This is a genomic window from Streptomyces sp. NPDC051173 (assembly GCF_040689515.1).
Taxonomy (GTDB): Bacteria; Actinomycetota; Actinomycetes; order Streptomycetales; family Streptomycetaceae; genus Streptomyces.
The window spans coordinates 1-21,009 of sequence record NZ_JBFBBD010000089.1 but is presented as its reverse complement, the minus strand read 5'-3'; the positions used below and the strand labels follow the sequence as shown (position 1 = coordinate 21,009).

Annotated in this window: 16 protein-coding genes and 1 riboswitch; of the genes, 7 read left to right on the top strand and 9 right to left on the bottom strand. The window is 74.7% G+C overall.

Going from position 1 to position 21,009, the window contains the following annotated elements; translation table 11 throughout:
• Positions 1–2 precede the first annotated feature (2 nt).
• The 4 genes from AB0435_RS30150 to AB0435_RS30135 all read right to left on the bottom strand — a co-directional run bounded on the left by AB0435_RS30150 (position 3) and on the right by AB0435_RS30135 (position 4,086).
• The gene (locus tag AB0435_RS30150; protein WP_366006987.1) at positions 3–542 is read right to left on the bottom strand and encodes a hypothetical protein; all 540 of its coding nucleotides are present in this window, start codon (positions 540–542) and stop codon (positions 3–5) included.
• A gap of 258 nt (positions 543–800) precedes the next feature.
• Positions 801–1,880, bottom strand: coding sequence for a prenyltransferase (locus AB0435_RS30145; RefSeq protein WP_366428406.1), 1,080 nt, complete (start codon positions 1,878–1,880; stop codon positions 801–803).
• Entirely contained in the window at positions 1,877–2,611 is a 735-nt protein-coding gene (locus AB0435_RS30140; RefSeq protein WP_366006989.1) for a methyltransferase domain-containing protein, read from the bottom strand. The genes AB0435_RS30145 and AB0435_RS30140 overlap by 4 nt, the downstream gene beginning before the upstream one ends.
• 107 nt (positions 2,612–2,718) lie before the next feature.
• Positions 2,719–4,086: a glycosyltransferase family 4 protein gene (locus AB0435_RS30135; protein ID WP_366006990.1), complete on the bottom strand. Its 1,368-nt coding sequence runs from the start codon at positions 4,084–4,086 to the stop codon at positions 2,719–2,721.
• Between the two features lie 220 nt (positions 4,087–4,306).
• Between AB0435_RS30135 and AB0435_RS30130 the strand changes: the two genes are divergently transcribed.
• Together AB0435_RS30130 and AB0435_RS30125 are read left to right on the top strand one after the other, a co-directional pair.
• The gene (locus AB0435_RS30130) at positions 4,307–4,966 is read left to right on the top strand and encodes a TetR family transcriptional regulator (RefSeq protein ID WP_366006991.1); all 660 of its coding nucleotides are present in this window, start codon (positions 4,307–4,309) and stop codon (positions 4,964–4,966) included.
• A 239-nt stretch (positions 4,967–5,205) separates the two neighbouring features.
• Complete coding sequence (locus tag AB0435_RS30125; RefSeq protein WP_366428405.1) at positions 5,206–5,817, top strand: response regulator transcription factor; 612 nt, start codon at positions 5,206–5,208, stop codon at positions 5,815–5,817.
• Between the two features lie 88 nt (positions 5,818–5,905).
• On the opposite strand, the gene AB0435_RS30120 is transcribed toward AB0435_RS30125, so the two are convergent.
• From AB0435_RS30120 to AB0435_RS30100, 5 genes are all read right to left on the bottom strand, one after another.
• A complete protein-coding gene (locus AB0435_RS30120) occupies positions 5,906–7,585 on the bottom strand; it encodes an ATP-binding cassette domain-containing protein (RefSeq protein WP_366428404.1) in 1,680 nt (559 codons plus the stop codon).
• Between the two features lie 238 nt (positions 7,586–7,823).
• Complete coding sequence (locus AB0435_RS30115; RefSeq protein WP_366007003.1) at positions 7,824–9,491, bottom strand: ABC transporter ATP-binding protein; 1,668 nt, start codon at positions 9,489–9,491, stop codon at positions 7,824–7,826.
• Positions 9,492–9,695: 204 nt separating this feature from the next.
• Positions 9,696–9,818: a SapB/AmfS family lanthipeptide gene (locus AB0435_RS30110; RefSeq protein WP_366006994.1), complete on the bottom strand. Its 123-nt coding sequence runs from the start codon at positions 9,816–9,818 to the stop codon at positions 9,696–9,698.
• Between the two features lie 36 nt (positions 9,819–9,854).
• Entirely contained in the window at positions 9,855–12,500 is a 2,646-nt protein-coding gene (gene lanKC, locus AB0435_RS30105) for a class III lanthionine synthetase LanKC (RefSeq protein WP_366428403.1), read from the bottom strand.
• A gap of 190 nt (positions 12,501–12,690) precedes the next feature.
• On the bottom strand, positions 12,691–14,139 hold the full coding sequence (locus AB0435_RS30100) for an aldehyde dehydrogenase (RefSeq protein ID WP_366428402.1): 1,449 nt from the start codon (positions 14,137–14,139) through the stop codon (positions 12,691–12,693).
• Between the two features lie 328 nt (positions 14,140–14,467).
• Positions 14,468–14,621: riboswitch (cobalamin riboswitch) on the top strand.
• Between the two features lie 218 nt (positions 14,622–14,839).
• Here AB0435_RS30100 and AB0435_RS30095 point away from each other — a divergent pair.
• The 5 genes from AB0435_RS30095 to AB0435_RS30075 all read left to right on the top strand — a co-directional run bounded on the left by AB0435_RS30095 (position 14,840) and on the right by AB0435_RS30075 (position 20,922).
• Positions 14,840–16,132 carry a prenyltransferase/squalene oxidase repeat-containing protein gene (locus tag AB0435_RS30095; RefSeq protein WP_366006997.1) on the top strand — a complete coding sequence of 431 codons (1,293 nt, stop codon included), beginning with the start codon at positions 14,840–14,842 and terminating at the stop codon, positions 16,130–16,132.
• Positions 16,133–16,149: 17 nt separating this feature from the next.
• A complete protein-coding gene (locus AB0435_RS30090) occupies positions 16,150–16,806 on the top strand; it encodes an SCO2322 family protein (protein ID WP_366428410.1) in 657 nt (218 codons plus the stop codon).
• A gap of 56 nt (positions 16,807–16,862) precedes the next feature.
• A complete protein-coding gene (locus tag AB0435_RS30085) occupies positions 16,863–18,191 on the top strand; it encodes a CbiQ family ECF transporter T component (RefSeq protein WP_366006998.1) in 1,329 nt (442 codons plus the stop codon).
• Positions 18,188–19,834 carry an ATP-binding cassette domain-containing protein gene (locus AB0435_RS30080; protein WP_366006999.1) on the top strand — a complete coding sequence of 549 codons (1,647 nt, stop codon included), beginning with the start codon at positions 18,188–18,190 and terminating at the stop codon, positions 19,832–19,834. The genes AB0435_RS30085 and AB0435_RS30080 overlap by 4 nt, the downstream gene beginning before the upstream one ends.
• A gap of 299 nt (positions 19,835–20,133) precedes the next feature.
• Entirely contained in the window at positions 20,134–20,922 is a 789-nt protein-coding gene (locus tag AB0435_RS30075) for an ECF transporter S component (RefSeq protein ID WP_366428409.1), read from the top strand.
• The last annotated feature ends 87 nt before the right edge of the window (positions 20,923–21,009 follow it).

Genomic DNA, 21,009 nt, shown 5'->3' with positions numbered 1-21,009 from the left:
CGTCAGCCCTTCTGGATGTCGGAGTAGGACGGCACCTGGTCGGTGACCGGGGCGCCCGCGCCCTTGCCCGCGTCCTTCACGTTGTTGATGACCTTGTCGAAGGAGTCGGCGTCGTTGTCGGTCGCGTCGCCCTTGCGGAACTTCGTGGTCAGTCCCTTGAGCGAGTCGATGCCCGCGCCGAGCGGCGCCACGGCCTTGGCGAGGGTCGGGTCGCCCTTGGCGTTGTTCACGGCGGCCTTGAAGCGGTTGTACGAGAACGTGCCCGCGAGGCCCGCCTTCACCAGGGCGACGGTGCGGCCGTCGGCGCCCTTCTTGAAGGCGCCGTTCCGGTAGGGCTTGATGACCCACTGGTACGCGGCCCCCGCGGCGAGCCCGGCGTTGGTCACGAAGCGCGTCTTCGCGAACTTCTGCCGCTCCACGGAGTTGGTGGGGGTGGGGCCGCTCGTGCTCTCCGCTTCCTTCTTCTTCCCGCCGCCGCATCCCGAACCGACGAGGAGAAGACCGCAGACGAGGGGCACGGCGATGACGGCGCGGCGAGACACGGTGACCTCCGGTGGGGGCGATGTTCCCTGCCGCAAGGGTGGCGGGTGGGCGGGGGCTCGTGCCAGGGGGCGCGGGCCGTTCGGGTGACGTCCGCCTTTGCCTTGGGTGCGGGGCCGTGGCGCCTGCGGCGAGCTTTTTCCCCTACCCGCCCCTTCCCGGCTGCGCCTGATGTGCGGCTCCGCCTCGTGGGGGGGGCAAGCCCCCCAGGCCCCCGAAGCGGTGGTGCGCACGACACGACCCGCACCCGGCGGCGGGACCTAGCAGCAGTCGGGGTCCAGGCCGACAGGCAGGCGCTCGCCCCCGAACACCGCCGTCGTCGCCTCGTCGCCGCCCAGTGCCGCGACCGCGAGCAGCAGGGAGCCGGCCGTCCACGCCGTCAGTTCCTCCGGCCAGATCGCGTCGTCCTCGAAGACGTAGCCCGTCCAGTAGAGGCCGTCCTCGGCCCGCAGGTGCTGGATCCACTGGAGGATCTCCACCGCGCGGTCGGACTCGCCCATCACCCAGAGCGCGAGGGCGAGTTCGCAGCTCTCGCCGCCGGTCACCCAGGGGTTCGGCAGGACGCACCGGACGCCGAGGCCCGGCACGACGAAGCGGTCCCAGCCCTCCTCGATGCGCTCCTTGGCGGCGGGGCCGCTCAGCGCGCCGCCGAGGACCGGGTAGTACCAGTCCATGGAGTAGCGGCTCTTGTCGAGGAACCGCTCCGGGTGGTTGCGGATCGCGTGGGCCAGCAGGCCGGTCGCCAGCTCCCAGTCCGGCTGCGGCTCCTCGCGGTGCTCGGCGATGGCCAGGGCGCAGCGCAGCGCCTGGTGGATCGAGGAGGAGCCGGTGAGGAGCGCGTCGGTGACGTCCGTGCCGTCCTCCTCGCGCTTCCAGCCGATCTGGCCGCCGGGCTGCTGGAGGCGCAGGACGAATTCGACGGCGGCGAAGACGGTCGGCCACATGCGGTCGAGGAAGGCGTCGTCGCCGGTGGAGAGGTAGTGGTGCCAGACGCCGACCGCGGCGTAGGCGACGAAGTTGGTCTCGCGGCTCCGGTCGGTGGGTTCGGCGGCGTCGCCGTCGGCGTACGCGGCGTACCACGAGCCGTCGGGGTTCTGGTGCTCCGCGAGCCAGCGGTAGGCGGCCGCGGCGCGGGCGTGCTCGCCCGCGGCGTCCAGGGCCATGGCGGCCTCGACGTGGTCCCACGGGTCGAGGTGGTGCCCGCGGAACCAGGGTATGGCGCCGTCCTCGCGCTGCACGGCGGCGATGCCGGCCACCGTGCGGACGGCCTGCTCCGCGGTGAGGACGCCGGGCAGGACGAGGCGGTCGGTGCGGTCGGGCCCGCGCCCGGTCCTGCTCACGCGCGCTCCCCGGCGGGCGCGTGCGGCTTGGTCGCGTACGCCACGAAGCTCTTGCCGATGACGGGGTTGAGGAGCTGCTCGGCGACCCGGGTGGCCGCGGGCTTCTTCATGATGTCCCAGACCAGCAGCTTGTGGTACGCGCGGACGGGGAGCGCCTTGTCGTTGTCGACGCCGAAGGCGCACTTGAGCCACCAGTAGGGGCTGTGCAGGCCGTGGGCGTGGTGGGTGCCGTACGGGGCCAGGCCCGCCTCGCGCATCTTGTCGAGGAGTTCGTCACCGCGGTAGATGCGGATGTGGCCGCCCTCGACCTCGTGGTAGGCGTCGGAGAGCGCCCAGCAGACCTTCTCCGGGCCGTAGCGGGGCACGGTGACGGCGATCCGGCCGCCGGGCGCCAGGACGCGGACCATCTCGGCGAGCACGCCCTTGTCGTCAGGGATGTGCTCCATCACCTCGGAGATGATGACGACGTCGAAGCTCTCGTCGGGGAAGGGCAGCGCGAGGGCGTCGCCCTCCATGGCGGTGGCGGTGGCGCCGGCGGGGGCCTCACCGGCCTCCTTCATGGCCGCGAACCACTTGGCGACCTCGCGTATCTCCTCGGCGTTGCGGTCGAGGGCGACGACCTGCGCGCCTCGCCGGTAGCACTCGAAGGCGTGCCGGCCCGCGCCGCACCCCAGGTCGAGGACGCGGTCGCCTGCGGCGAGCGGGAAGCGGGAGAAATCGACGGTCAGCACGAATGTTTGCTTTCGTCCGGCGGGTCAGGTCGATGGGGGCGAAGGGACTCGGCGTGGCCGGGCCCGTCCGGGGCCCGGGTGCGGGAAGGGGCGGGCGGGGAGCGGCATCAGCCGCGCCGCCCCGCCACCGCGGCGGCGCCCTGCCGGGCGATCGCCGAGCGGTAGCGCTCGGCGGTCCCGATGGCCGCCTGCCGCCAGGTGAAGCGGGACAGGACGCGCTCGCGGCCCGCCGTGCCGAGCCGGCGCCGGAGCGCCTCGTCGCCGAGCAGCCGGTGCAGCGCGGAGGCCAGCGCTCCGGGGTCGCCCGGCGGCACCGCGAGGCAGGTCTCGCCGTCGGGCCCGGCGACCTCGGGGATGGCCCCGCCCGTCGTGGCGACCAGCGGCGTGCCCGTGGCCATCGCCTCGGCGGCCGGCAGGGAGAAGCCCTCGTACAGCGAGGGGACGCAGGAGATCTGGGCCGAGCGCACCAGGTCGACGAGTTCCGCGTCGGTGATGCCCTTGACGAACTCGACCGCGCCTTCGAGGCCGCACCGCCGGATGGCGGTGGCCACCGGGCCGTCCTCCGCGCGCTTGCCGACCACGACGAGGTGGGCGGCGGGGTGCCGCGCGCGCACGACGGCCAGTGCCTCGACGAGGTGGACGAGGCCCTTGAGGGGGACGTCCGCGCTGGAGGTGGTGACGATCCGGCCGGGCACCTCGGGCACGGCCGGGTCGGGCGAGAAGAGGTCGGTGTCGGCGCCGATGGGCACGACGTGGACCCGGTCCGGGGAGACCCCGAGGTGGGTGACGATCTCCTGCCGCGAGGACCCGGAGACGGTCAGCACGGACGGCAGCCGCCGCGCGACCCGCTTCTGCATGCGGGTGAAGCCGTACCAGCGGCGCACGGACGCGCGCCGCTTCCAGTCGGCCGCGGCGTCGAGGTCGAGCTGCCGGTCGACGGTGATGGGGTGGTGAATGGTGGTCACCAGGGGCGCCCCGAGCACGGCGGGGCCGCCGAGCAGGCCGTAGCCGAGCGTCTGGTTGTCGTGCACGACGTCGAACCGGCCGCGGTGCGCGGCGAGGTGACGGCGGGCCCGCAGGCTGAAGGTGAGCGGCTCCGGGAAGCCGCCGGTCCACATGGTGGCCACCTCCAGCGCGTCGATCCAGTCGCGGTACTCGTCGCGGCCGGGCGTGCGGAAGGGGTCGGGCTGGCGGTAGAGGTCGAGGCTGGGCAGCTCGGTGAGGCTCACCCGGCCGCCGCTGCCGACGGCGGTGCCGTCCCCGTCGAGGACGGGATAGGGCTGCGAGCCGATGACTTCGACGTGGTGACCGAGGTGGGCGAGCTCGCGGGAGAGGTGGCGTACGTAGACCCCCTGGCCACCGCAGAACGGGTTCCCCTTATACGTGAGCAGGGCGATCCGCAGCGGGCGGTCACCGCCCCCGTCCACGGGGTGGTCGTCGTGCGCGAGCGTTGCCTCCGTGGCCTCCGCGGTCACTCCCGGCCTCCTTCTCGCTGCTGTTCCCGCCGGAGCGTAACCGGTCGCGCTAATCTAGAACAAGTTTCAGACTGGGTAGTCCGGAAGCCTTGAATCTACCGGCCGGACAGCCGGTCGGGCGGGCGGGACCGGGTGATTCGCGCCACGGCTCGGCCCCTGCCATGCTGTGCCGTCCGGGCCCCACGGACACCGCTGGACGGCTTGCCACGGAATGGGACATATGACTACGGACTCCAGGCCGGCTCCGACGCCGGCGCCGGCCGCCCCTTCCCCGCTGCCCAAACCCCTGCTGACGGAGCGTCAGGAGGCCAGGCGGCGGCGCATTCTCCAGGCCACCACCCGGCTGGCGACCCGCGGCGGCTTCGACGCCGTGCAGATGCGGGAGGTCGCCGAGTCGTCGAACGTGGCGCTCGGCACGCTCTACCGCTACTTCCCCTCGAAGATCCACCTGCTGGTCGCCACCATGCAGGACCAGCTCCAGCAGCTCCACGAGACCCTGCGCAAGCGCCCGTTGACCGACGAGGACCCGGCGGCGCGCGTGGCCCAGACGCTGATGCGGGCCTTCCGCGCGATGCAGCGCGAGCCGCACCTCGCGGACGCGATGGTGCGCGCCCTCACCTTCGCCGACCGGTCCGTGAGCTCCGAGGTCGACACCGTCTCCCGGTTGACCACGGCGATCATCCTGGACGCGATGGGGCCCGCGGGCGCGGCCGGGCCGCCCACCCCCGAGCGACTCTCGGCCGTGCGCGTCATCGAGCACACCTGGCACTCGGCACTGATCACCTGGCTGTCCGGCCGGGCTTCCATCGCCCAGGTCAAGATCGACATCGAGACGGTTTGCCGGCTCATCACCCCCAGCAGCCCCAACTCTCCCCACTGACCGACCACTTCACCCCGCTTTGCCGTAGAACGCCCCTCTCCGGTTTCCGCTGGCAAGAGGTTCCGGGGGGGCGCGTTCGAGTGAACTTGGGGCGCGCGTGGCGTGAAGTGTGCGCCCTTGCGCCCCCCGCAGGTCAGTTATCCGCGCCCGTGACCGTGGCACACGCCGGTATGACTTTGACGAGGTACCCGGCGCGGCGTTCGCCGCCCGGGGTGGCGGGGAGGGCGGGGGCTGACACCGTGATCCGGGTCTTGCTGGTGCACGACACCCATCTGCTGCGCGCCGCCCTGGCGGCGCTGATCGGACGAGAACCCGACCTGGAGGTCTCGGCGTCCTCCTGGACCCACTCGGTGGCCGAGTCACGGGCGCTGCTCCCCCATGTGTGCGTGGTGGACATGGACAGCCCCGAGGCCGGCGGGCCGTACGGCCTGCGGGAGCTCTCGGCATGGTGTGACACCGGGGACGGCGCCACGGCCCTGTTGGCCCTGGCGACGGCGGAACGGCCGGGCCCCCTGCGCCGGGCGTACGAGCAGCGCGTCTTGGGGTACTTGAGCAAAAACGCTTCACCTGGCCGGCTGATCGAGGGCATAAGGCGGGTGGCGAAAGGCGAGCGCTATATCGACGAGTCCCTCGGCTACAGCTTCCTGCAGGCCTCCGACATTCCGCTGACCAACCGGGAGCTGACCGTCCTCTCCCTCGCGGCGGAAGGCGCCTCCATCGGGGAGATAGCCCGCAGCCTGCACCTGTCGAACGGAACGGTCCGCAACTACATGGCGGCGATCACCCGCAAGACAGGAGCCCGCAACCGGGTGGACGCGATCCGCATCTCGCGGGTGGAGGGCTGGGTCTGAGCGGCCGCCGCGGTGCCTCCGGGACTCCCGGAGGCACCGCTTCACGACACCGGACCGAGCCGGTTTCACGACACCGAAGCGACCGGTTTCACGACGCCGAACCGAGCCGGTCCGGGCGCACCTCCGCCGTCAGGTCGCGATAGAGCTCCGACTCCTCCAGCAGCTCCTCGTGCGTGCCGAGGACCGTGCGCGCCCCGTCCATCACCAGCACCCGGTCCGCGCGGCGCGCCGAGCCCATGCGGTGGGCGATGACGATCAGGGTGCCGCCGGGCCGGTGCGCGAAGGCGCGCTCCACGCACGCCTCCGCTTCCGCGTCGAGGTGGCACGTGGCCTCGTCCAGGACCGCGATGCGCGCGGGCGCCAGATAGGCGCGGGCCAGGGCGACGCGCTGACGCTCGCCCGCCGAGAGCTCCGTGGGGGCCAGCGGCGCGGTGAAACCGCCCAGCCGATGGACGAGTCGAGTCATGGCGAGGGCCTCGGCCGCGGCGTGGAGCTCCTCCTCGGGCACGCCGTCCGGGCGGAGGTAGCCGAGGTTGTCGGCGAGCGTGCCGGAGAAGACGTACGCCTCCTGCGGGATCAGGACCCGCCCGGCGCGTCCCCCGGCCACGCGCACCTCGCCGCTCCCCGGCTCCAGCAGCCCGGCGACGAGCCCGGCCAGCGTCGACTTGCCGACGCCCGACGGACCCACGACGGCGAGCCGGCCGCCGACGGGCACGACGAGGTCGAGGGCGCGGAGGACGGGGTCGGCGTGGTCACCGTAGGAGAAGGTGACGTTCCGCAACTCGACGGCCGCGGCGGCGGGTTCGAGCGGCCCCGGGGGCGGCGGTGGCAGGGGCGGCCCGTCCGTCAGCCGGCGCAGGACCACGGCCAGCCGCGAACCGCTCGCCCCCAGGCCGTGGACGAGGTCCTGGAGGGCGGGCAGCAGCGACTGCGTGAGGTAGGCGAGGGCGCCGACGAGCGCGCCCGGGGTGACGCCGCGGTCCAGCAGCCACGGGGTGGTGACCAGCAGCAGGACGAGCGGCAGGCGGCCCGCGACGGCCAGCGCGACGACCCGCAGCACCGACCAGCGGGCCAGGGCGAGGGAGGCGCGGAACTCCTCGTCGACGAGGGCGCCCGTCTCCGCGCCGGCGTACGCCTCGGCACCGCCCGCCGTGATGTCCCGCAGCCCCCCGGCCACCTCGCCGAGGGACTTCGCGATGGCTTCGTCCGTGGCCAGGAACGTCTCCTGCCTGCGGGCGAGCGGCCGCAGCGTCGCCAGGAACAGCCCGAGGCCGAGCGCGAGCGGCGGCACCACGACCACCAGCAGCACGGGCGCAAGCAGGGACAGGCCCACCAGCGCCCCGGCCGCCGTGAAGACGAAGGACCGCGAGACCATCACCAGCCCGGCGAACGTGTCGCGGGCGATCTCCACCTGATGCGTGAGCCGGGAGACGGCCGCGCCGTCGGCGACCCGCAGCGCCCGCGTCACGACGCGGCCCACGAGCCGGTCGCGCAGCGGCTCGACGAGGGCGGCCACGCCGCGGTACGTACGGCCGGTGCCGTACGCGCCGACGACGACGGCGAGCGCGGCGAACCCGAGCCAGGCGAGTCCCTCGCCCGGCCGGTGGGCGAGGAAACCGCTGTCCAGGGCCTTGGCCAGGGCGTATCCGGTGGCGAAAGTATGCGCGGCTTCGACGGCGGACCAGGCGGCGAGCCGGGCGATCGCCGGGCGGCGGGCCGCCAGAAAACGGAGTCCCTGCCGGGACAGGGAGGACGTGGCTCGGGTCATTCGGGGCTCCCTTCGGGGTGACGGCTCGGGCAGCGGCGGGGTTCTTTCCCCAGCCCCGCCCCTTCCCGAACCGGGGCTCGCGCCCCAGGCCCCCGACTGCGGGTCCATTGCCGCCTGCGGCGGCGTCCTCGAACTCCCCCAGCTACCGCTGGGAGGTGCCCCCACGGGCTGAATGCGCACCCCGGGGGCCTGGGGCGCGAGCCCCGGTTCGGGAGAACCCCGCCGCCCCCGCGGACGTTCACCCACCGAACACCGCCCGGTAAGCCGCGCAGCGCCACAGTTGCTCGTGCGTGCCCACCGCGCGGACGCGCCCCTCGTCCAGCCAGGCGACGGCGTCCGCGCGGGCCGCCGTCGACGCGCGGTGGGCGACGACGAGGCGGGTGCGGGCGGCGACGTCGCGGACGAGGGCCGTCGCGACCTCGTGCTCCGTGACCGTGTCGAGGCTGGAGGTCGCGTCGTCCAGGATCAGGACGCGCTCGGCGTGTGCGAACGCCCGTGCCAGGCCGAGCCGTTGGGCCTCGCCGCCGGAGAGGGGCGCCTCGGCGCAGGGGGTGGCGTAGCCCCGCGGGAGCCTGCGGACGAAGCCGTCCGCGCACGCCGCTCGGGCCGCGGCCGTCACCGCGCCGGGGCCCGGGTCGCGTACGCCGAACGCCACCGTGCCGCCGATCGTGCCGCCCAGCAGCGCGGGCCGTTCGAAGGCGTAGCCGACCGCGCGCCGCAGTTGGTCGTGGCCGAGCTCGGGCAGCGGGACCCCGTCGAGGGCGACCACGCCGGAGTCCGGGTCGGCCAGCCGTCCGGCGAGCGCGGCCAGGACGGACTTCCCGGTGCCGGAGCGGCCGACGACGGCCAGTGACGTGCCGCCCGGCACGATCAGGTCCAGGTCGCGCAGGACGTGCCTGCCGCCGCGCACGGCGCCGACGCCGCGCAGCTCCAACGTGCCGTCCCCGGGCGGCAGTCGGCGGGCGTCCGGCCCGTACGGCAGCGGGGGCACGGCGAGGACGTCGGCGAGGCGGCCGGCGGCGGCGCGGGCGCGGACCGCCGCGTTGAGGTGGCCCACGAGCATGCCGACGCCCGTGGCGAGCACGGCGTAGCGGGAGGCGGCCAGCAGGTCGCCGACGCTCAGCAGGCCCTGGTTCAGGCGCAGTCCGGCGACGGCGAGCACGGCGACCTGGAGGAGCGGCACGACGGTGACGGCCTGGGCCGCGGCCCGGCCCTGGACCCGCCACATGCGGTGCCCTTGGTCGGAGAGGCCGGGGAGCGGTTCCAGGATCCGCTCGCGCTCGCGGCCGGCGGTCCCGGCGGCGGCGATCGTACGGGCTCCGCCGACGGCTTCCACGAGGCGTCCGGCGATGTCCCCCTGGAGCCGTTGGTAGCGCGCGACGCAGTCGGAGGAGGCGCGGGCCAGGGCCCGGAGCAGCAGGGCCAGCAGGGGTGCCCCGGCGAGGAAGACGAGGGCGAGCCAGGGGTCGATCAGGCCGAGGGCGACGATGCCGCCGAGGGGGGCCACGGCGGCGGAGGCGGCTCCGGCGAGCGTGGTGGGGGCGGTGCCCGCGTCGGCGGCGTTGCCGACGAGCCGGGTGACGAGGTCGCCGGGCGCGAAGCGGGCGGTGGCGCGGGGCCCGGCGGCGAGGACGTGGCGCAGCAGGCGGTGGCGGAGCCGGGCGGTGGCGCGTGCGGTGGTGGTGCCGGTGAGCAGGCCGTCGAGCGCGTCGAGGGCGGCGGGCGCGCAGATGAGGGCGGTGCACAGGAGGACCCAGCCGCTCGTCCCGGGGCGCCGTGCGAGGAGGAGGTCGAGGGTGTGGCCGAGGGCGGCGGGCAGGGCGAGGGCCACGCCGGAGGAGGCGAGGGCGAGGAGGGTGAGGGCGGTGGCCCGTACGGCGCTGTGGCGGGCGGTGTCGAGCAGCACCCGGTCCCCGGCGGACAGGCGCCGGGCCTTCCGGTGTGCCGCGCGGCGGCGCGGCTCCCGCTCCGCGGTCTCCGGGAGTTCGCGCGCGCTCTCCGTCCACACCACCGGTCGTCACCTCCGTCGTGCGCCCGGGCGGACCCTCCCGCGTGGGGGAAGGTCCGCCCGGGCCCGGTCACGTCCCGTGGGACGTCGCGGACAGTCGCGTCACAGACAGATCAGGACGCTCGCGTCGCTGACGCAGGAGAGCAGGCTGACGGTGCTCGCACCGCCGCCACCGCCGCCGTGCAGCTCTTCGGACTCCATGTTCTGCAGGTCGAGAAGTGCCATGATCGTTCCTTTCGTGGGGACGGGTTCTTGCTTCTTTCACGACTCCACAACGGCATGGAGCCGGGTCTTGGGCGCCCGCAGGGGCGGCAGGAACGGCAGTTGGGCGGTGCCGCCGTGGGCCGCGCCCAGGGCGAGCAGGCAGCCCGCGGTGCCGGTGGTGAGGTCCATGGACAGGCGCATCATCTGGCTGCCGGGGAAGGCGAGTTCGCCTTCGTAGGCCATGGCGAACCAGGAGAGGGCCCGCACCTGTGCGGCCAGGTGCTCCGGGTCGGCGCCCGGTGTCGTGGTGCGGCTGAGGTGCAGGATCATCCCGGCGCGGCCCTGGAAGAGGCCGGGCTGCGCGTAGAAGCGGGACCGGGCGGCCGTGACGATGTCCTCGCGCGCGCCGGCGAGGACCGGGTCGGGGTCCGGGCACAGGGCGAGGTAGTCGTCGAGGACCATGCCGATGCCCACGCTGCCGTCGCCGAGATACGGCATGATCCGCCAGCCCTCGTCGACTTCGAGGGCGCCGTTCTCCCGCCGTACGCAGCGGTCGAGGTCCGCCCGCAGGGCCGTTCCCGCGAGGTCGAGCAGGGCGGGGGCGCGGGTGCGCTCGTACAGCCGCAGGAAGAGCAGTGCCTGGCCCGCGCAGCCGCGGCCGAGCCCGGCGCGGCGGCGGGCCGGGTCGGCGGGTGCCGCGGCGTCGGCGGCCAGCCGGTCGGCGAGGAGCTGCGCGGCCTCCAGGGCCCGGTCGTGGAGCTGCCGTTCGCCCGTGGTCGCCGCGAGGTGGTCGAGGGCGAGGCCGATCCCGGCCAGGCCGCTCCTGAGGTCGGAGGTGAGGCGCTGCCACTTCTCGTCGAGCAGGGTCCCGGTGAGGTCGAGGGAGCGGCGGGTGTGGCCGAGGCGGTCGAGGGTGAGGGCGATCCCGGCGATGCCGTCGTAGAGGCCGAGCGGGGTGCCGGCGGGCAGCGGGTCGGTGTGGTCGAGGAGCCACCGCTCGCCCTCTTCGTAGCGCTCCACGCCCGTCTCGGCGAAGGCGTGCAGCACCCCGGCGGCGCCGTGCGCGAGCCCGAGGCCGCCGCCCTCGCCGAACTGCGCGATGTCGCCGGGGAACAGCCGGTCGTCGCGGTCGGGCGTCGCGGAGGCGAGGATCGCGCGGACCATCGAGTCGCGGGCGCGCGGCCAGTCGTCGGTGGCGGGCAGCGCGGCGACGGCCCGGCCCGTGCGCGCCCGCCCGGCGGGCGAGGTGTCGCGGGTGATCTCCGCGACCGCTTCGTCGAGGAACTCCCGTGGCACGGGGAACTGTTCGGCGATCACCTCGGCCAGGTGCGCGGCCTTGCCCCGGTCGATGACGAACAGCATGGTGACGGGCAGGAACAGCGCGAGCCGCAGGCAGGCCAGGGCGTAGCGGTCCACGTCCGGGCCCCTGCGGTCCGGCGGCGCGAAGAAGCCGGGGTGGGCGACGACCTGGCGGCCGTGCTCGGCGGCGGGGGCCGCGGCCTCGAAGTCGATGAGGGCGACGGAGCGTTCGTCGGGCGCGACCATGATGTTGAACATGTGCAGGTCGTTGAAGACCAGCCCCCTGGCGTGCACGGCGGTGACGGCCTCCTCGACCGCGCGGTGGATACGCAGCGCCCAGGCCGTGTAGTCGGCCGTGGCGGCGGGGTCGGGGTCGGCCGTGAGCAGGGGGTGGCGCTCGGCGAAGAAGGAGTTGAGGGTGCGGCCCTCGATGAAGTCCATGACGAGGAAGCTGTGGTCGCCGAGCGTGAACCAGTCGCGGACCTCGGGGGCGACACCGAGGCCGGTCAGCCGCTCCAGCGCGGCCTTCTCGCGCTCCAGCCGGGCGACGGCGTCGGCGCCGTCGGAGGCGAGCCCGGCGTGCGGGCGCCCTTCCTTGAGGACGGCCTTACGGCCGTCGCGGGTGTCGGTGCCCGTATAGACACCGCCGCCGTTGGAGAAGTGCAGGGCCTTCTCGATGCGGTACGGGAGGTCGCCGACGGTGGTGGCGTTGCGTGCCGCGAGGTGGGGTTCGAGGAAGGCGGGGAGGGTGACCCAGGCGGGCACCTGGAAGGCGGGGGTGCGCGCGTCGGGCACGAGCTGCCCCTCGGCGTTCTCGACGGCGGGCACGAGCGTGCCGCGGTCGTCGACGCAGAAGCGGCGGGCGAAGGCGCCGTAGCGGACGTAGAGCGGGCCCTCGTGCCAGCGCAGGTCGGTGAGGATGTACGGCCCGGGGCGGCCGCCGATGAGCGCGTGCAGCTCGGTGAGCGTGGTGCGCAGCTGCTCCTCGCCGTCGGGGTAGACCGTGATGAACTTCCCGCTGTGGTCGCGCCCGGCGTATTTGGTGTTGCGCAAGTGCAGCAGGTGCGGGCCGGGCACGAACTTGAAGGGGATGCACCGCTCGACGCAGTAGTCCCAGACGTCGGCGGCGGTCTTGTCCGCGGTGTCCGCCGTCGCGGACACGTGGATCTTCCAGCCCTGGAGCGGCTGTCCGGGGCGGGGCTCGCCGGTGGCGTCCAGCGGCCGGAGGTGGAGCCAGTCGCCGCTGCGCGCGGTGCCCCAGCCGGCCGGGACCGGGCGCCGCGCGGTCTCGAACAGTGCGCTCGGACCCGTCCCCTCGGCGCCCTTCCCGGCGGAGGGCAAGCGGTCCGGGGTCTCGTAGAAGTGCCTGTCGGCCAGGCAGTAGACCTCGTACCGCTTGTCCATCGGATGCCCCCCTCGGCTGCGTTGCGTCGAGATTTCCACGGCGCGGGGGGGACGGGCCAGTCGCATCTGTCATGAACAGGCAGTGCGGAACTCACAAGTAACCGGCGGGGAGCCGTCCGGGAGTTGAGCCACCTGGGGCGAGGCGCGCGGTCTCCCTCCGGAGGGAGACCGCTCCTTCGGTGGCGCGGCGCTACGAGGCGGGCAAGTGGATCATCTTGAGCTCCTGGTAGGCCGCGAAGCCCTCGGGGCCGAACTCGCGGCCCAGGCCGGAGTTCTTGTAGCCGCCGAAGGGGCCGAGCATGTCGAGGCTGAAGGTGTTGACGGAGTAGGTGCCGGTCCGCACGCGGCGGGCGATGGCGATGCCGCGTTCGACGTCGGCGGTCCAGACGCTGCCGGACAGGCCGTAGTCGGAGTCGTCGGCGATGCGCACGGCCTCCTCCTCGTCCTCGTAGGGCAGCAGGCAGATGACGGGGCCGAAGATCTCCTCGCGGGCGATCCGCATGGCGTTGGTGACCTCGCCGAAGAGGGTGGGCTCGACGTACCACCCGCGCTCGTGGGCCGCCGGGCGACCGCCGCCCGCGAGGACCTTGGCACCCTCGCGCTGCCCGAGCGCGATGTAGTCCAGCGAGCGCCGCTGCTGCCGCTGCGCGACCAGCGGCCCGACCTGTGTGGCCGGGTCGAGAGGATCACCGACGACGAGGGCGTCGGCGGCCGCGGCGAAGCGCCCGGCCAGTTCGTCGTAGTGGACACGGGGGACGAGGATGCGGGTCTGGGCGACGCACGCCTGGCCGTTGTTCATCCAGGCGCTGGGCACGATGCCCGCGACGGCGGCCTCCAGGTCGGCGTCGGGGAGGATGATCGCGGCGGACTTCCCGCCGAGCTCCAGGGTGACGCGGGTGAGGTTGCGGGCGGCGACCTCCATGACGCGCTTGCCGGAGGCGACCGACCCGGTGAAAGACACCTTGTCGACCCCGGGGTGCCCGACGAGGTACTCCCCCACCTCGCGCCCGGCGGGCAGGATGGAGAGGACACCCTCCGGCAGCCCGGACTCCGCGACGATCTCGGCGAGGATATAGGCGTCCAGGGGCGTCTCGGGGGCCGGCTTGAGCACCACCGAACAGCCCGTGAGCAGCGCGGGCGCGAGCTTCGCGGCGGCCACGAACTGGGGGACGTTCCACGGGACGACGGCCGCGACCACCCCGACGGGCTCGCGCCGCACCAGCAGCGGCCCGAGCACCCCGTCCCGCCGCTCCTCGTACGGGATCTCCCGGGCGACGCCGATCGCGCAGTCCCACACCATCATCGCGCCGAGCGCCTGCGCGAGGACGCTCCACGAACGGGGCGAGCCGTTCTGCGCGGAGATGACCTCGGCGATCTCCTCGTGGCGCGCGGCGATACCGTCCTTGATCCGGGTGACGACCTCGATCCGCTCGGCGAGGGGCCGGTCGGCCCAGACGCCGGAGTCGAAGGCGGTACGGGCCGCGGCGACGGCCCGGTCGACGTCCGCACGGCCGGCGTGGGGCACGCGCCCGATGACCTCCTCGCTGTGCGGCGAGACGACCTCGATGACGCCCCGCCCCGCCGGGTCACTCATCCTGCCGCCGATGAAGAGCTGTCCGTACTCGACGATCTCCGGCATACCACTGCCTCTCGCCTAGCTTTTCTGACATCTCGTCAGAACGAGATACCAGCTCCGGGCGGAGTGAGCAATGGCGGACCAGCCGAAGAACGACGGAGGGCGGGACCAGAACAAACCGGGAGCCGAAGAACGAGGGAGGGGGTGGGGCCGGAGGGTGAGGTTCTGGAACGCGGTGCGTGGTCACGGCACGCAATGCGCCTGACGGCGCCATGCACCGCGTTCCAGGTCCTCAGCCCGGAGGCCACACCCCCGGCCCACGAACCACAGCCCCCGGCCCCCGGCCCCCACCGCCCGCTCACCCGCCCACCCATCCACCCCCACCGCACACAGCTAAAGTGTCCGTGACAACTTCATCCCGCCTCGGAACGGGGAAAGCCGGTGCAAATCCGGCGCTGACCCGCAACCGTCACTACGACCCGCCCGCCCCGCCCGGCGCGGCGCGGCCGTACGAGCCGGACCACCCGGTCCCAGGCGGCAGGCTCCCGGACCCGGTCGCGCCGCCAGACGGCGGCACCGCCCGGTCCACCGGCACCGTCGAGGCATGCGGAGCCGAGCCCGGTGCCACCGCGGTAGCGACCGCGGAGGGGTCGCCGTGCGCGGCCGCGCAGCCGTCGCGGGCCACGAAACCCCCGCCACGACACACGCAATGACACCCGCAGCGACACTCGCAGTGACACCCACCGAGAGGCACCGACACCCCATGGCCCCCTCCTTCGCCGTCCACGCGCGCCGCGGCGCCGCGGCCCTGGCCACCGCCGCCGTCCTGAGCGCGGCCGGCGCGGTCATGGCACCGGCCGCGTCCGCGGACGCGTCCCCGTCCCCGGCGGCCCCCGGCCTGTTCGGCTCCTCGGACCCGAAGTTCGACGGTGTCTTCCGGCAGTCGCTGGCCCTGCTCGCGCAGCACACGGCGGGCGTGGCGTCCCCGAAGCCCGCCGTCGAGTGGCTGGCCGGGCAGCAGTGCGCGGACGGCGGCTTCACCGCCTACCGCGCCGACGCCGGCAAGGCGTGCGACGCGAAGACCCCGCTCGACAGCAACGCGACGGCCGCCGCCGTCCAGGCGCTCGCCGCGCTCGGCGGGCACGGTGCCGCCGTGACCAAGGCCGTGGGGTGGCTGAAGTCCACGCAGAACGAGGACGGCGGCTGGGCCTACAACCCCGGCGGCCCGAGCGACGCCAACTCCACCTCGATCGTGATCGGCGCGCTGGCCGCGGCGGGCGAGGACCCCAAGAAGGTGACCTCCAAGCGGGGCGCCTCGGCCTACGACGGGCTCGTCGCCTTCGGGCTGGGCTGTGACGTCGCCGAGGCGGACCGCGGGTCCTTCGCGTACCAGCCCGACAAGTCCGGCAAGCTCGCGGCCAACGCCGACGCGACGGCCGCGGCCGCCCTCGCCGGGCTCGGCAAGGGCTACGCGGTGGCGCCCGCGAGCAAGGACAACACCGCTCCGGAGCCGCTGCCCTGCAAGGGCGACGAGGCCGGGACGTCCGACCCGAAGGCCGCGGCGGACGCGGCGTCCGCGTACCTCGCGCGGGTCATGGACAAGGAACAGGACGGCCCGCACTTGGTCGCCGCCCAGCCCGGTGCCGACAAGCCCGCCCCCGACTACGGCAACACCGCCGAGGCCGTCATCGCCCTCGCGGCGGGCGGTCACCGCGACGCCGCCGCGAAGCCGCTGAAGTGGCTGGAGCAGAACTCCGCGGCCTGGGCCGAGCAGGCGGGCCCCGCCGCCTACGCCCAGCTCGTCCTGGCCGCCCACGCGGCGGGCGCGGACCCGCGCGACTTCGGCGGCGCGGACCTCGTCTCGCAGCTCACCGCGACGGGTCCGAAGGCGGAGGCGGCGGCGTCCCCGTCGGGCAAGGAGGAGCAGAAGAAGGACGAGAAGAAGAAGGACGACGGCAAGGGCCTGGGCATCTGGTGGGTCGTCGGCGTCTTCTTCGTCGCGAGCGTCGGCGCGGGCTTCCTGCTGAGCGGCCGCAAGAAGAAGAACCACCTGTGAGGGCCGGGCACCGGTCCCTGGCCGCCCTCTGCTGCCTCCTGTTCGCCGGGGTCCTCGCCGTCCTCGCCACCGCGCCCGCCCAGGCGGCGGGCTACCGCTACTGGTCCTTCTGGGAGGGCCAGGGCAAGGACTGGGCGTACGCCACCCAGGGCCCGGCCACCACGCGTCCCGCCGACGGCGACACCATCGGATTCCGCTTCGCCGTGAGCGAGGACTCGAAGAACGCCGCGAAGCCGCGCACCGCCCCCGGCTTCGGGGCGGTGTGCGACCGGACGCCCGCCAAGGACGGCGACAAGCGCGTGGCCGTCGTCCTGGACTTCGGCACGCCCGCCGACGCGCCCTCCGGCGAGACCCCGCCCCCGGCGCGTACGGCGTGCGCGCAGGTCGGCAAGGACGCCAGTGCCGGTGAGGCGCTCGCGGCCGCCGCCAAGCCGCTGCGGTACGACTCCGCGGCGCTGCTGTGCGCCATCGCGGGCTACCCGAAGACGGGCTGTGGTGAGCAGGTGAACGGCAAGAAGAGCGCGGAGAGCGCGGAAAGCGCGGAGCCGGCCGCCACGCAGGAGTCCTCCGGTTCCGGCGGCGGTCCCTCGGCCGGGCTGATCGGCGGCATCGCCGCGGTGGTCGTCCTCGGCGCCGCCGGGGTGTGGCAGGCCCGCCGCCGCAAGCGCGGATGAGCGGGGGCGAGCGGGGCGACCGGGCACAGCCGGCGGACCGGCCGGCGCCCGCCTCCATGACGGAGCCGTCGGCGACGAGGCCGTCGGCCGACCGCCCGGAGCCGCTGCCGTCGCCGGAGCCGCTGCCGTCGTCGAAGCCGCCGTCGTCGCCGGAGCCGCCGGGGCTCCCGTCGCCGTCGGGGCCGCTGTCGTCACCGAGGCGGCCGGACAGCGGCGACCTCCCGCGCGGACCGGGCGGCCGGCTGCCCCGCCGCACCCACCCGGCGGCGGAGACCGCCCCCGGGCGTCGCGCCCACCGGGCCGACGCGCTGCACGCCGGGGCCTGGTGGGTGTGGGCGCTCGGGCTGGCCACCGCCGCGTCGCGCACCACCAATCCCCTGCTCCTCGGGCTGCTCGTCGCGGTCGCCGGTTACGTCGTGGCGGCGCGGCGGACGGACGCGCCGTGGGCGCGCTCGTACGGCGCGTTCCTCAAGCTCGGGCTGGCCGTCATCGGCATCCGGCTGGTGTTCGCGGTCGTGCTGGGCTCCCCGATCCCCGGCACGCACATCCTGGTCACCCTCCCGGAGGTGCCGCTTCCGGACTGGGCGCGGGGCGTGCGGATCGGTGGCCGGGTGAGCGCCGAGGGCCTGGTCTTCGCCCTGTACGACGGGCTGAAGCTGGCCACCCTGCTGGTCTGCGTCGGCGCGGCCAACGCGCTCGCCAACCCGGCCCGGCTCCTGAAGTCCCTGCCGGGCGCGCTCTACGAGGCGGGGGTCGCGATCGTCGTCGCCATGACCTTCGCCCCGAACCTCGTCTCCGACGTCCAGCGCCTGCGCGCCGCGCGCCGCCTGCGCGGCCGCCCGGACCGCGGCCCGAAGGCCCTGCTCCAGGTGGGGCTGCCGGTGCTGGAGGGCGCGCTGGAGCGCTCGGTGGCGCTGGCCGCAGCGATGGACGCGCGGGGCTACGGCCGCACCGCCCAAGTGCCGCCCGCCGTCCGGCACACGACGACCGCGCTGACGCTGGGCGGTCTGCTCGGCGTCTGCGCGGGCACCTACGGGCTGCTCGGCGACGTGGGCGCGGGCTACGGCCTGCCGGTGCTGCTCGCCGGGCTCGCCGCGGCGCTGGCCGGGCTGTGGCTGGGCGGCCGCCGCTCGGTGCGCACGCGCTACCGCCCGGACCGCTGGGGCGTGCGCGCCTGGCTGGTCTCCGGCTCGGGCGTCGCAGTCGCGGCCCTGATGATCCACGCGAACTCGTACGCGCCCGCCGCCCTCCACCCCCCTGCCGTCCCCCTGACGGCACCCGAACTGCCGCTCTGGCCCGCGGCGTCGGTCCTGCTGGGCCTGCTGCCGGCCTTCGCGGCACCGGCCCCCGCCACCCGCACCCCGTCCGAGGAGGACCCGCAGTGATCCGGTTCGAGCAGGTGTCGGTCACGTACGACGACACCGCCGCGCCCGCGCTCGGCGGGGTGGACCTCACGGTGCCCGAGGGCGAACTGTGCCTGCTCGTCGGGCCGTCCGGGGTCGGCAAGTCGACGCTGCTGGGCACGGTCAGCGGCCTCGTACCGCACTTCACCGGCGGCACGCTGCACGGCCGCGTCACCGTCGCGGGCCGCGACACCCGCATGCACAAGCCGCGCGAACTCGCCGACGTGGTGGGCACGGTGGGCCAGGACCCACTGGCCCACTTCGTCACCGACACGGTCGAGGACGAGCTCGCCTACGGCATGGAGTCCCTCGGCGTCGCGCCCGCCGTGATGCGACGCCGGGTGGAGGAGACCCTGGACCTGCTGGGTCTCGCCACCCTGCGCGACCGGCCGATCGCCACCCTGTCCGGCGGCCAGCAACAGCGCGTGGCCATCGGTTCGGTGCTGACCACCCACCCGAAGGTGCTGGTGCTCGACGAGCCGACGTCCGCGCTCGACCCGGGCGCGGCGGAGGAGGTGCTGGCCGTGCTCCAGCGCCTCGTCCACGACCTGGGCACGACGGTGCTGATGGCCGAGCACCGCCTGGAGCGGGTCGTGCAGTACGCGGACCAGGTCATCCTGCTGCCCGCGCCCGGCACCGCACCGGTCGTCGGCGACCCGGCGGAGATCATGGCGGTCTCCCCGGTCCACCCGCCGGTGGTGGCCCTCGGCAAACTGGCGGGCTGGTCGCCACTCCCCCTGTCGGTACGGGACGCCCGCCGGCGCTCGGCCCCGCTGAAGGAACGCCTTGGCGCGTCCGCGCCCGTCGGAGACACGGAGCCGCGCGCGGCCGGGAAGGAACGGACGGAGAAGGACGAGCCCCCCGCCAGGGTCGCGGGCCTCACCGTCCGCCACGGCCGGGTGGCGGCCCTGCGCGACGTCGACCTGACCGTACGGCCCGGCGAGACAACGGCCCTCATGGGCCGCAACGGCGCCGGGAAGTCCACCCTCCTGCGCTCCCTCGTCGGCGCCCACCGCCCCACCGGCGGTTCCGTGCGCGTCGGCGGCCTGAAGCCGCACGCCACGGCCCCCGCCGAACTCCTGCGCCACGTCGGCCTCGTACCGCAGGAGCCGCGCGACCTGCTGTACGCGGACACGGTCGCCGCGGAGTGCGAGGCGGCGGACGGCGACGCACAGGCCACGCCCGGCACCTGCCGGGCCCTGGTCTCCGAGCTGCTGCCGGGCGTGCCCGACACCACGCACCCGCGGGACCTCTCCGAGGGCCAGCGCCTCGCGCTCGCGCTCGCCGTGGTGCTGACGGCCCGCCCACCGCTGATCCTCCTGGACGAGCCGACGCGCGGCCTGGACTACGCGGCGAAGGAGCGCCTGGTGGAGATCCTCCGCGAGCTCGCCTCCGGCGGCCACGCCGTCGTCCTGGCCACGCACGACGTGGAACTGGCGGCGGAGCTGGCCCACCGGGTCGTCGTCATCGCCGACGGTGAGATCGTCGCGGACGGCCCGACGGCGGAGGTCGTGGTCGCGTCCCCGGCGTTCGCCCCGCAGGTGGCGAAGATCCTGGCCCCGCTGCCGTGGCTGACGGTGCCTCAGGTACGGGCGGCGCTGGAAGCGCCGGAGGAGTCGGCGTGAACGGGAACCCCGAGGGTCTGCCCGGCGACACGACCCACACCCCGGCCGACACCGGGGCGAGGAACCCCAAGGACCTGCCCACCGACCCGGCACACACCCCGGCCGACACCGGGACGGGGAACCCCAAGGACCTGCCCACCGACCCGGCACACACCCCGGCCGACACCGGGGCGACGCCGTCGCCCGGCACGCCCGGACCTCGCGGCGAGGCCACGACTGCGGCCGGCCCCGCACCGGACGCGCACGCGAACCCCCGGCCCCCGGGAGCCGCACGGGACCGCCAGGCGCGAGCCGTCCGCCTGGGCCCGCGCTCCGTCACCGCGCTCGCCCTGATCTCGGCCATCGGCGTCATGGCCTTCGGCTGGCCGCTGCTCGCCGACTCGGCGTCCGGACTCGCCCACTCCAAGGACGCTCCGTGGCTGTTCGCCGCGCTGCTCCCGCTGCTGCTGGCCGTCGTGGCGGCCACGATCGCCGACACCGGCCTGGACGCGAAGGCCATCGCGATGCTCGGCGTGCTGGCGGCGGCGGGCGCGGCGCTGCGGCCACTGGGCGCGGGCACGGCCGGGATCGAGCCGATGTTCTTCCTGATGGTCCTCTCGGGCCGGGTCCTGGGCCCGGGCTTCGGCTTCGTGCTGGGCTCGGTCTCGATGTTCGCGTCGGCGCTGCTGACGGGCGGCGTGGGACCGTGGATGCCGTTCCAGATGCTGGCGATGGGCTGGGTGTCGATGGGCGCGGGCCTGCTCCCGGGCCCGGACCGGCTGCGGGGCCGCCGCGAGGTGCTGCTGCTCGCCGGCTACGGCGCGGTGTCCTCCCTCTGCTACGGCACGATCATGAACCTCCAGGGCTGGCCCTACATCGGCTCGCTCGCCACGGGCATCTCCTTCGTCCCGGGCGACCCGCTGTCCGAGAACCTGGGCCGCTTCGTCGCGTACTGCCTGGCCACGTCCCTGGGCTGGGACCTCCCGCGCGCGGTCGTGACGATCACGGCGACGCTCGCTCTGGGCCCGACCGTTCTGAAGGCGCTGCGGCGCGCGACACGCAGGGCGGCGTTCGAGGCGCCGGTGACGTTCGGGAAGCCGCCGGGCTAAGGGGTGTCTGATGGATCTCCGCGGCGTCGCGACGCCCGGCACGCACTCTCGCCGCACCGGCCGAAAACCCGAGTACGCCCAGTACGA

What these genes read in the sequence shown, in the direction of transcription:
- AB0435_RS30130 (WP_366006991.1), top strand. Translation starts at nt 4,307, where the DNA reads ATGACTACGGACTCCAGGCCGGCTCCGACGCCGGCGCCGGCCGCCCCT.
- AB0435_RS30120 (WP_366428404.1), bottom strand. Translation starts at nt 7,585, where the DNA reads ATGACCCGAGCCACGTCCTCCCTGTCCCGGCAGGGACTCCGTTTTCTG.
- AB0435_RS30110 (WP_366006994.1), bottom strand. Translation starts at nt 9,818, where the DNA reads ATGGCACTTCTCGACCTGCAGAACATGGAGTCCGAAGAGCTGCACGGC.
- lanKC (WP_366428403.1), bottom strand. Translation starts at nt 12,500, where the DNA reads ATGGACAAGCGGTACGAGGTCTACTGCCTGGCCGACAGGCACTTCTAC.
- AB0435_RS30100 (WP_366428402.1), bottom strand. Translation starts at nt 14,139, where the DNA reads ATGCCGGAGATCGTCGAGTACGGACAGCTCTTCATCGGCGGCAGGATG.
- AB0435_RS30095 (WP_366006997.1), top strand. Translation starts at nt 14,840, where the DNA reads ATGGCCCCCTCCTTCGCCGTCCACGCGCGCCGCGGCGCCGCGGCCCTG.
- AB0435_RS30085 (WP_366006998.1), top strand. Translation starts at nt 16,863, where the DNA reads ATGACGGAGCCGTCGGCGACGAGGCCGTCGGCCGACCGCCCGGAGCCG.